At 36.7% G+C, this 9,323-nt stretch carries 13 protein-coding genes; 2 read left to right on the top strand and 11 right to left on the bottom strand.

Features of this window, described 5'->3' with window-relative positions; genetic code table 11:
• Positions 1-50: 50 nt before the first annotated feature.
• The 11 genes from B2R82_RS04325 to B2R82_RS04370 form a co-directional block, all read right to left on the bottom strand.
• Positions 51-632: an NAD(P)-binding domain-containing protein gene (locus B2R82_RS04325; protein WP_286923695.1), complete on the bottom strand. Its 582-nt coding sequence runs from the start codon at positions 630-632 to the stop codon at positions 51-53.
• A 12-nt stretch (positions 633-644) separates the two neighbouring features.
• Positions 645-842 (bottom strand): hypothetical protein, encoded by a 198-nt coding sequence (locus tag B2R82_RS04330; RefSeq protein ID WP_286923696.1) that lies wholly within the window; start codon positions 840-842, stop codon positions 645-647.
• Complete coding sequence (locus B2R82_RS24040) at positions 820-915, bottom strand: hypothetical protein (RefSeq protein ID WP_349680273.1); 96 nt, start codon at positions 913-915, stop codon at positions 820-822. Before B2R82_RS24040 ends, B2R82_RS04330 begins: the two co-directional genes overlap by 23 nt.
• A gap of 250 nt (positions 916-1,165) precedes the next feature.
• Positions 1,166-1,387 carry a hypothetical protein gene (locus B2R82_RS04335; protein WP_286923697.1) on the bottom strand — a complete coding sequence of 74 codons (222 nt, stop codon included), beginning with the start codon at positions 1,385-1,387 and terminating at the stop codon, positions 1,166-1,168.
• Between the two features lie 14 nt (positions 1,388-1,401).
• Positions 1,402-2,205, bottom strand: coding sequence for an arsenite methyltransferase (locus B2R82_RS04340; protein WP_286923698.1), 804 nt, complete (start codon positions 2,203-2,205; stop codon positions 1,402-1,404).
• Positions 2,206-2,217: 12 nt separating this feature from the next.
• A complete protein-coding gene (locus tag B2R82_RS04345; protein WP_286923700.1) occupies positions 2,218-2,499 on the bottom strand; it encodes a Fe-S cluster assembly protein HesB in 282 nt (93 codons plus the stop codon).
• Complete coding sequence (gene arsA, locus B2R82_RS04350; protein WP_286923701.1) at positions 2,496-4,265, bottom strand: arsenical pump-driving ATPase; 1,770 nt, start codon at positions 4,263-4,265, stop codon at positions 2,496-2,498. The genes B2R82_RS04345 and arsA overlap by 4 nt, the downstream gene beginning before the upstream one ends.
• Position 4,266: 1 nt before the next feature.
• On the bottom strand, positions 4,267-4,626 hold the full coding sequence (gene arsD, locus B2R82_RS04355) for an arsenite efflux transporter metallochaperone ArsD (protein WP_286923702.1): 360 nt from the start codon (positions 4,624-4,626) through the stop codon (positions 4,267-4,269).
• Between the two features lies 1 nt (position 4,627).
• Positions 4,628-5,047 carry an arsenate reductase (thioredoxin) gene (gene arsC, locus B2R82_RS04360; RefSeq protein ID WP_286923704.1) on the bottom strand — a complete coding sequence of 140 codons (420 nt, stop codon included), beginning with the start codon at positions 5,045-5,047 and terminating at the stop codon, positions 4,628-4,630.
• An 11-nt stretch (positions 5,048-5,058) separates the two neighbouring features.
• Positions 5,059-6,117, bottom strand: a complete 1,059-nt coding sequence (gene arsB / locus B2R82_RS04365; protein ID WP_286923705.1) for an ACR3 family arsenite efflux transporter — start codon at positions 6,115-6,117, stop codon at positions 5,059-5,061.
• The gene (locus B2R82_RS04370) at positions 6,110-6,436 is read right to left on the bottom strand and encodes an ArsR/SmtB family transcription factor (RefSeq protein ID WP_286923706.1); all 327 of its coding nucleotides are present in this window, start codon (positions 6,434-6,436) and stop codon (positions 6,110-6,112) included. Before B2R82_RS04370 ends, arsB begins: the two co-directional genes overlap by 8 nt.
• 502 nt (positions 6,437-6,938) lie before the next feature.
• On the opposite strand from B2R82_RS04370, the gene B2R82_RS04375 reads away from it, so the two are divergent.
• On the top strand, positions 6,939-7,982 hold the full coding sequence (locus tag B2R82_RS04375; protein WP_286923707.1) for an ArsR family transcriptional regulator: 1,044 nt from the start codon (positions 6,939-6,941) through the stop codon (positions 7,980-7,982).
• Positions 7,979-9,193 (top strand): MFS transporter, encoded by a 1,215-nt coding sequence (locus B2R82_RS04380; protein ID WP_286923708.1) that lies wholly within the window; start codon positions 7,979-7,981, stop codon positions 9,191-9,193. The genes B2R82_RS04375 and B2R82_RS04380 overlap by 4 nt, the downstream gene beginning before the upstream one ends.
• Positions 9,194-9,323 lie beyond the last annotated feature (130 nt).

Here is a 9,323-nt window from a genome sequence, read left to right on the forward strand (position 1 = left end):
TATCGTACCGGAGGTGCCTGGTTATTTATATGCGTTATTTGAATACGGGCTTAAGAAAGGTCTGGTCTATTTCCTTCATTGACAATAAGCTCTTCAAATCCTGTTAATACTTTTTGTTCGCCGTTTTTAGTACCAACAATTTGGATGTTCTCATCTTTCTTCATCTGTGATATATAGAAAGGTGTTATTACTTCAACCTTACCTGAATCTACTAATTCGTTAATGCGAACAACGAGTGCGCCACGTGCTGCCAAAGCATCTTTTTCTTGGCCACCATAGGCTTCATCAACAGATTTTTTACGCATAATCCACACCAGCTTTGTTGCAGGATTCTCTTCTTGTAATTCCGAAAGTGCCAATAAGGTATTGATAGCTGAATGGCCACCACCAATAACTGCAATCTTCTTATTGGTATATCTCTCAGTATTCGTATTTATGTCTGGGATACCATACTCAATGTGATCTGATAATGCTTTTTCATTTTGTAGCCATACACCTGTAGAATTTGCTGGGTTTGGGTTCCCCCATGTCCCTGTTGCATCAATAACAGCTCTCGCCTCAATAATACGGATGTCATTCTCTTGTTCAATATAAATAGTAAAGGACTGTTTTACTCGATTTTTTGTCTTCATCTTAACATTAAATTATCGTGAAATTCCTACTACTTTTGCGTTCAATTGAATGTTAGGCTTTATTTGTACTAGCTCAGACAACGGCTTTAAATAAAGATTAATTAGTTCATGTCCTGTCGGTAACGTATCTAAATTAGGTTCTACCCAACCTGAGACATCTAATAAAGCTTTAGCAGCTTTATTGATGTTAAATTGAAAATAGTGTAACATGCCCCCAAGTACGAATATTGTGTGCTACTTCACGCCCAGCCTCTAGTAAAATAAATGCATGCTTTTGTTCCACTAAATGAGCAGCTGCAGCTAATCCAATTGGACCTGCACCAATACTTACTATTGGTAATTTTTTATTTATATTAAAGCTTCTGGCACCTCAATGCCTTTAGCAATAGTACAACATGATTCAGTTGGTTTGAATACTTTAAGTGTTTTCATAAATAAACCCTTCCTCTTTATAAACGTATATAAGCATCCCCTTATATATTGTGTGTTTTTTACGCCTAGCTATAAGCTAGACGTGAAACGACTAAATGTAATTAACATACTTCATTTACACAGAATTTATCCTTTATTTCTTTTGTAGCTTTTTCAAACTGGAACCATGTTGAAAGTCCATAACGTTCATTATCTCCTTTAAAGAAAAAATCGAGAGCAAATGATTCAGCTTGGGGTAATGTATATTCTCTACTTTTCATAATGAGAGTCAAATATGAAATGAAATATTCTTTTGTCAGCACACTTGCATGATTAACAGTCATCGTTATTCATCCTTCTATTTAATGGCTTGAATTATAGCTGAGACAATATAGTTTTCTAAATCATAATTAGGCTCCCATTCACGGATAAATTCCTTTGACTCATCTTTTGGTTCAATTGAGATATTTGTAAAGCCTGCATCTTTTAAAAGTGCTTCGTATTCTTCAATGGAAATCGCACCAGAGACACATCCAGAATATAATTTCATATCTGATAAATAATTTTCTGGTAAAGTTGCTGTTAACACAACATCTGAAATTGCTAAGCGACCTCCTGTTTTTAAAGTTCGATAGGCTTCTTTAAATACCTGTGGTTTGTTAGGTGATAGATTAATCACACAATTTGATATGATGATATCCACTGTATGATCTGCAACAGGCATATGCTCAATTTCGCCTAAACGAAACTCTACATTTTCAAAACCTGGCTTCTCTGCGTTACGACGCGCCTTTGAAATCATTTCAGGTGTCATATCAATGCCAATTACTCGACCGTCTTTTCCTACCTTTGGTGCAGCTAAGAAACAATCGAAACCACCACCAGAACCTAAATCGACAACAATTTCTCCAGGCTTCAAATCCGCAATTGCTTGTGGATTGCCACAACTCAGTCCCATATTGGCCCCATCAGGAATTGAAGCAAGTTCTTCTTTTGTATAGCCCATTTTTTGCGAAATTTCTTCAATGGAAATATTTTGAGTATCATTTGGATTACAGCAGCTAGAAGCTGGTGTACAGCATTCTTGTGAGCTGTTTAATTTTAGGGCTACTTTCGCATAATTTTCACGTACATTCGCCCGAATATCATCTTCTCTTTTCATGTAAAATCCTCCTTAACACGATGTTGGTGAATATCCTACTAACATTAAGCCTAGTTCTCCATTCTCTTCTTCTGCATGAATCGTAACATCTGTTAATTGTGATGCAATATCAGGATGAATGGCGACTTCGATACCTTCAATTGTTTGAATAGCATCTTCTGCTACTGGTGCTTCTAAACCTACACCTAAATTAACTCCACAGCAGCCTGCAATACCAAAGAAACGAAGCGTTTTAACCTCTGAATCAGCTAATACCTGTTCTAAATAATTTTTACCTTCTGGGCTCATTTTCATTTGATTTTCTCTCCTTTTAGTTCATGTAAACCTTTTGTTCCAACTGGTGGCGTTTTTATCCATGGAATAGCTACAAATTGATTGTTGCTGATGGATTTAACTTCTTTCAGCCATTTTGTTTCAGCTTGTTGTTTTTGAATTAATATTGGACTTGTTGTGTGGATTGAAGAAAAGGTCTGATTGACAACCCACCAATCAACAGACAATCCAGCACGTTGCAGATCTTCCTGTAAGCGTGTCGCTTCATAAACAGGTGTTGCTTCAGGAAGTGTTACAATGGCTACACTCGTATAAGTGGCATCACGTAATCTTGGTAACAGGTTAGAAACAGCTGGCGGAACATCACCTTGCGAACGGCTTATTTCACGATGGTAAGCTTCTGTCGCATCTAGTAACAATAACGTATGCCCTGTTGGTGCTGTATCAATAATAATGACTTCATCTTGGTGATTTTCTACTACGTTAGCAAACGCACGAAATACTGCAATTTCCTCTGTACAAGGAGAAGCCAAGTCCTCTTGTACAAATGCTAAACCTTCTTCGTTCATCGTTTCACTTGCCTTTGCAAGCACTTCAGCTTCATAATTTGCAACTTCTACTTTCGGATCTATACGACTTATCGTTAAATTTTTGATTTGGTCATCACCAAATGTCCAATTTAAATGCGCGGCAGGATCTGTTGTAGTTAAATGTACATGAATACCCTCTTCTGCTAATCGTAAGGCAATATAAGAAGCAACCGTTGTTTTACCGACTCCACCTTTCCCCATCGTAAAAATCAGTTTCGGTTTACGTTCTAAATAATCAGCAATCATTTCTTCCACTTCAGGAACCTTAGTTTCTTCGATTGATTCATTTGTATGTGTAATGTCTTGATTGGTCATCCACGCTTGCATACGCTCAATACTTGATAATGAGTACGGTACAAACGGTAAGTAGAAATGTTCAAATCGATTTAGTTCTTCAGGAATTCTGGCTAATGCATCCGATTGACGCGCAATGAAAGCCTCTTCGATATTATCAGTAGAATTGACATTACTCATATATCCATTAATTAATAAAGTCTGATTTTGAATACCAATTTCAAACAATTCGTGAGAGGCACGTGCTGCTTCTTTTAAAGGGTTTTCTTCAGGACGTGTCACCAACATTAATGTTGTTTGATTGGCATCCTTTAAACGATCAACAGCCCTTTTATAGACTTCACGTTGTGGCTCTAATCCTTTTAAAGGACCTAAACATGAAGTGCCAGTCGTGTTTTCATCTAGAAACGTAGACCATGCAGAAGGAAGTTGTAATAAACGTAGTGTATGTCCTGTTGGTGCTGTATCAAACACAACAGTGTCAAAATTTCCAATCACTGAAGTATCAGTCAATAGTGTTGCGAATTCATTAAAGGCAGCAATTTCTACTGTACATGCGCCAGAAAGCTGTTCCTCCATATTTTGTAGTACCACATCAGGGAGTTTTCCCCGGTACGGACCAACCATTTGCTCTTTGTAATGTTGAGCTGCTTGTTCAGGGTCTAAATTTATCGCAAATAAATTGTCTATGCCTTCAATTTTTGTTGGACTATTAGAAAGCGTTTGACCAAAAATATCTTGTAAGTTGGATGCAGGATCAGTACTAATTAAAAGTACCTTTTTCCCTTCACTTGCAATGGCTATTGATAGACTACAAGCAACAGATGTTTTTCCTACGCCCCCCTTCCCTGTAAAAAACAGGAACGGGGTGTCAGGAAAATGACTTCTTGTAAAGCGTTCCATTTTAGGCATCTCCTTTTAGTGACAAGCGTACTTTCGGCTTTTGTAATAGTTCTTCTTCTGAAAGCCCTGACCACTGTGAAAATTGCTCATTTGTTGGATATTTCCCTTTACAAAGTAATTCTCCATCCACAAACGTTGCAGGTAAGGCCTCCATTCCTTCTGACATTAAAAGTTGATTGATTGTTTCGTTTTCTACAAAAGCATTCGGTTCGTTTGTAAGATTAAATCGTTCAGCTTCAAAGTTGGTTTTCTTTAAATTATTCATTATAAATGACATACGCAATAATTCTGGGTCTATAGAGGGTCCACATAAGCCTGTAGAACAGCACATTGCTGGCTCATAGATATGAATTTTTTTCAATTTATTTCAGCTCCTCGGCTACAAATTTTTCAATACGTTTTCCTATAACATCACGAACATTTTGAAAAACTGACCACTTTTCTTCTTCTGAACCTGACGCTTTTGCTGGATCTTCAAATCCCCAATGTTCACGACGAACATGAGGAGGCGTCATCGGACACTTATCAGCGGCATCCCCACATAACGTAACAACTAATGTTGCATTGTTTAATGTCTCAAAATCAATTAAGTCTGATGTATGATTCGATATATCAATGCATACCTCCGCCATCGCTTTAACAGCATTCGGATTTAGACCATGTGCTTCAATACCAGCACTTTTAACTGTCCAATTGGTAGGTAGTAATTTTTTTGCCCAACCTTCAGCCATTTGACTACGGCATGAGTTTCCTGTACACAAGAAGTAGAGTGTATTTGTCATAATAATGCTCCTTATAATTTAATGGTTTTAAAGTATTTTTTCTGCCAACGTAAGGCAACCCATACAAGTCCTATGAGAACAGGTACCTCGACTAGTGGTCCAATAACAGCCGCAAACGCTACCCCACTATGAAGACCAAATACACCAACTGCAACGGCAATGGCTAACTCAAAATTGTTACTTGCTGCTGTGAATGAAAGAGCTGCTGTGACTGGATAAGATGCTCCTGCTTTACGTGAAGAAAAGAATGAAACAGCAAACATCACCACAAAGTAAATAAATAATGGAATAGCAATTCGTACTACATCGAGTGGTAGTTCGACTAACTTCTCACCTTTTAAGGCAAACATCATCACAATCGTGAACAAAAGTGCAATTAAAGTAAGTGGTGAAATCTTCGGTAAGAACTTTTCCTCATACCACTGTTTGCCTTTTGTTTTAATACCGATCCATCGTGTGAGGAACCCTGCAGCAAATGGTATGCCTAAATAAATAAGGACGCTCTTTGTAATTTCCCACATGGAGATGGATACATTGAAATTCTCTAAACCAAACCAACCAGGTAATACATTTAAGAAAAAATAAGCAAAAATTGAATACGTCACGATTTGAAAGATGGAGTTAAAAGCAACTAAACCAGCTACGTATTCACGGTCTCCTCGTGCTAAATCATTCCATACAATGACCATTGCAATACAGCGAGCTAGACCAATCATAATGAGTCCAGCCATGTATTCAGGATAATCGTGCAGGAAGATGATGGCTAAAAAGAACATTAAGAACGGTCCTAGTAACCAGTTTTGAAAAAGGGATAGTAAAAGCACCTTCCAATCCTTAAACACTCGCCACATTTCTTCATACTTTACTTTTGCTAATGGAGGATACATCATCACAATTAACCCTATAGCAATAGGTATGGATGTTGTTCCAATAGACATGGACTCTAATGCTTCACCAATTTTGGGCATAGTGATACTTAATAAAACACCTATTCCCATCGCAACAAATATCCAAAGAGTTAGGTAACGATCTAGGAAAGAAAGCTGTTTGGTTAAAGACTCATTACTCATTATCAGTTCCCCCTACATGGCAACAATCTGTTACACAGTTACACCCGTTTAAAGGATGTATTTGTTCTAAAATGCCCTGCATCAGTGGCGTTTGATCCTCTACTAAACGGTAATGTTTCCAAGTCCCAACTTTACGTTCCGTAATAATACCTGCCTCCTTTAATTTTCGTAGATGTTGACTAACTGCTGGTTGTGATATTCCTAGAACATCCACAAAATCACATACACATACCTCCCCATTTTTCATGCATGCAAGTAATTTAATGCGATTCAAATCAGCTGCTGCTTTTAATTGTTTTTCAATTAGCGTGTTTTCCATTTATCTGCACTCCTTATATAATCATTTACTTATATATTATTTTAAATAAAATCACCTCGATAAAGAAAGGTGAAATGATACATATATAACTATATTCTTATATTATGATTTAATGTTTTGAATTGCAACAGATTTTTACCCTATTTGATGTTGCTTTGAAATAAAGTTTGAGCAAAAATACCTCGTAAACCCTTATTTTATGATAAATAAGAAGAATCCCTTTTGAAAAAAGATTGATCAAAAGGGATACCTCTTTAGCAGTTTTAAGTTAGGTTTTTATAAAAAAGTTTGATTGTTTTCTACCTGTGTTGCTCAACAATCGCGCCCTTTAATGGAATAACTAAAATACGGGCTTTTATACTGTAAACATCTCCCTTTTAAATTTCAATAAATGGAAGTATTTTGTTACAAGGGAGCAACCAGAAATTTTAATTCTAAATTTATTGAATGTAAAATTCCAATATATTAGAATATAGGGAATACATAATAAGGAGGCTCTTTTATGAAACACCTTTATTCTCCATATCCAGCTGAAAGCATTTCCTTACAAGTAGAATCCTCACCTGTTTGGGAAGTGATACTTGGTATTGCAGGGTACACACATGGACAACTTCGACATACATTCGATTTAGATGAAAAGTGGATATCAGAGCAAGATTCAATGTCTTCATCATTATTAAAACATTTGAAGGTAATTGAGGAGACCAATTTATGGTATGGACTGATTATGCTTCAAGATAAACTATCTGCATTATCTGTTCAAGATTTTTCGAATCAACTTTCAGAAATTCCAATTGCTCGCTTTTATGACATACTTTTGCCGTACAAAGATCGGAATACTGAGCCTATAAGAAAAGCGACAGCCACTGAACATCATCGAGGTGAATTATTTGAGAAGTATTCGACATATTTTGAAGACCACGATTACTTAGGTGGGTATGTGCGTAATCTTAGTCGTTATACACAACAAGAAATTTGTGACCTATTCAACAATACATTGGTTGAGTGGTACATGTGGGTAAGTCAACAAGAAGAATGGGAAAAATGGACTCATGCGCTTGCTTTTGAACAGAAACAATACAAATCATTGGATATAACAAATCCTATTGAGGAAATCGAACGAATTACGGGTGGAATCAAGTATCTCCCTGAACCTTCTGTCTGGAATGTCAAATTAATTCCACACGTATCTTATCGTCCTTGGATCTTAGGAAAACGCACACCTGATACTAAACTTTTCTTTTATCCTTTAAAGGAAGAATATTTGATAGAGCCTGGTGTTCCATCAAATGAGTTAATTCGTGGTCATAAGGCCTTAGGGGATGAACTTCGATTGAAATTGCTTTATCAACTTCTAAAGGGACCTTTATCACTTCAAGAGTTGAGCGTGCAGTTTAATACATCTAAAACAACACTACATCACCAACTTTCTATATTGAAAGCAGCAAAGTTTATTCGTGTTGATAAAGGTATCTATTCAGCAAATCTAACGCAGATTAACGCTTTTTCTGGACGACTTACTCAGTACCTGGGGGTTCACAAATGAATAAGTTCTCTAAGGCATTTAAAGCACTTTGGATAGGTGAAATTGTATCCGAATTTGGTGGAGCAGCTGGAGGAATCATTAATGGATTGTTACTTTATGAATTGACAGGTTCAAGGGAATGGATGGGTGTACTTTGGCTTGTATATTTTATCCCCTCTTTAATTTTGCAAGGCATTAGTGCGCCTTTCCTAAACCATGTTGTGAAGGAGAAAATGCTTCAAAACATACAGTTGATTCGTGCTGGAGCCTACATCCTTCCACTTGTTGGTTATTTAATTGGTACAGACGTGGGAACCATTTTAGGATTAGTCGTTCTACAATGTTTGTTAGGCTTGATGCAACCAATTTACGCAAGTCTATCTTTTTCACTTCTACCAGAAATTTGTAAAGAGAAAGAACTTGTCGAAGCAAATGCATTACTAGATGGAACTATTCGACTTATGAGTTTTATCGCTCCTGGAGCAACTTCATTATTGCTATTGGTCAGTCCTATACATTTTATATATGGATTTTCATCTGTTATGTTCCTCGTCAGCTTTCTCGCACTTTCACGTATCCCTCAATCAAGTAAGAAGAAAGTGGCAACTTGGACAAAGAAATTTTGGTGGGCAGAAATGAAGGAAGGCTATCGAACATTCTTTAAATATCCAAATCTTTTTCGACTTACCATACTTTCTTCCACGGTACAATTTGCGGTTGGAGCAACGATGGTTTTAAGTATTCCTTTTATACGAGGAGACCTTAATGGTCATTCTTGGGAATATGCGGTCTTTTCTGGGTCTTTCCCAGTCGGTTATGCTGTAGGTATGGTACTACTTACGAAGTTACCAAAAACTTATCAAACTATGTACCTCGGTTTAATAGGAGGAGGTCTTTCATTCGTACTCTTGTTTTTTGTAAATTCAGTTCCTATTGCATGGGTGTGTGAATTGTTTGGAGGAATGGTATTTCCTTTATTCAATGCTCAAAGTGCAGCAATTTTTCAGCGTGAAGCTCCTAGAGATCGTTTAACCCAACTAAGTGCAGTTCGATTACTATTCATTCGAGTTACCATGCCATTAGGGATATTGTTTGCTTCCTCAACATTTTTAAATTTAAGTACGCGTCAAATATATGCGATTGTTGGGATGTTAATTGTTTTACCTGGATTATTTCACCTCCTTGCTTCATTTTCCCAACCAAATAAAGATTTACTTACAAATAAAAAATAAAAAACAAGTAAATATAGCTTTAGAATACAGATTGATCAAAATGGAGTTAATCTTTATCTAACTCTATATTTCAACAATAACATCCATTGAAAACGTTCCTCAATAATCTGGCCCGATTGTGGAATAAGAA

This window comes from Lysinibacillus sp. UBA6686, from assembly GCF_002455205.1.
Classification (GTDB): domain Bacteria; phylum Bacillota; class Bacilli; order Bacillales_A; family Planococcaceae; genus Lysinibacillus; species Lysinibacillus pakistanensis.

What these genes read in the sequence shown, in the direction of transcription:
- arsB (WP_286923705.1), bottom strand. Translation starts at nt 6,117, where the DNA reads ATGAGTAATGAGTCTTTAACCAAACAGCTTTCTTTCCTAGATCGTTAC.
- B2R82_RS04335 (WP_286923697.1), bottom strand. Translation starts at nt 1,387, where the DNA reads ATGACTGTTAATCATGCAAGTGTGCTGACAAAAGAATATTTCATTTCA.
- B2R82_RS04370 (WP_286923706.1), bottom strand. Translation starts at nt 6,436, where the DNA reads ATGGAAAACACGCTAATTGAAAAACAATTAAAAGCAGCAGCTGATTTG.
- B2R82_RS04380 (WP_286923708.1), top strand. Translation starts at nt 7,979, where the DNA reads ATGAATAAGTTCTCTAAGGCATTTAAAGCACTTTGGATAGGTGAAATT.
- B2R82_RS04345 (WP_286923700.1), bottom strand. Translation starts at nt 2,499, where the DNA reads ATGAAAATGAGCCCAGAAGGTAAAAATTATTTAGAACAGGTATTAGCT.
- B2R82_RS04330 (WP_286923696.1), bottom strand. Translation starts at nt 842, where the DNA reads ATGTTACACTATTTTCAATTTAACATCAATAAAGCTGCTAAAGCTTTA.
- B2R82_RS04375 (WP_286923707.1), top strand. Translation starts at nt 6,939, where the DNA reads ATGAAACACCTTTATTCTCCATATCCAGCTGAAAGCATTTCCTTACAA.
- B2R82_RS04340 (WP_286923698.1), bottom strand. Translation starts at nt 2,205, where the DNA reads ATGAAAAGAGAAGATGATATTCGGGCGAATGTACGTGAAAATTATGCG.
- arsA (WP_286923701.1), bottom strand. Translation starts at nt 4,265, where the DNA reads ATGGAACGCTTTACAAGAAGTCATTTTCCTGACACCCCGTTCCTGTTT.
- B2R82_RS04325 (WP_286923695.1), bottom strand. Translation starts at nt 632, where the DNA reads ATGAAGACAAAAAATCGAGTAAAACAGTCCTTTACTATTTATATTGAA.
- arsC (WP_286923704.1), bottom strand. Translation starts at nt 5,047, where the DNA reads ATGACAAATACACTCTACTTCTTGTGTACAGGAAACTCATGCCGTAGT.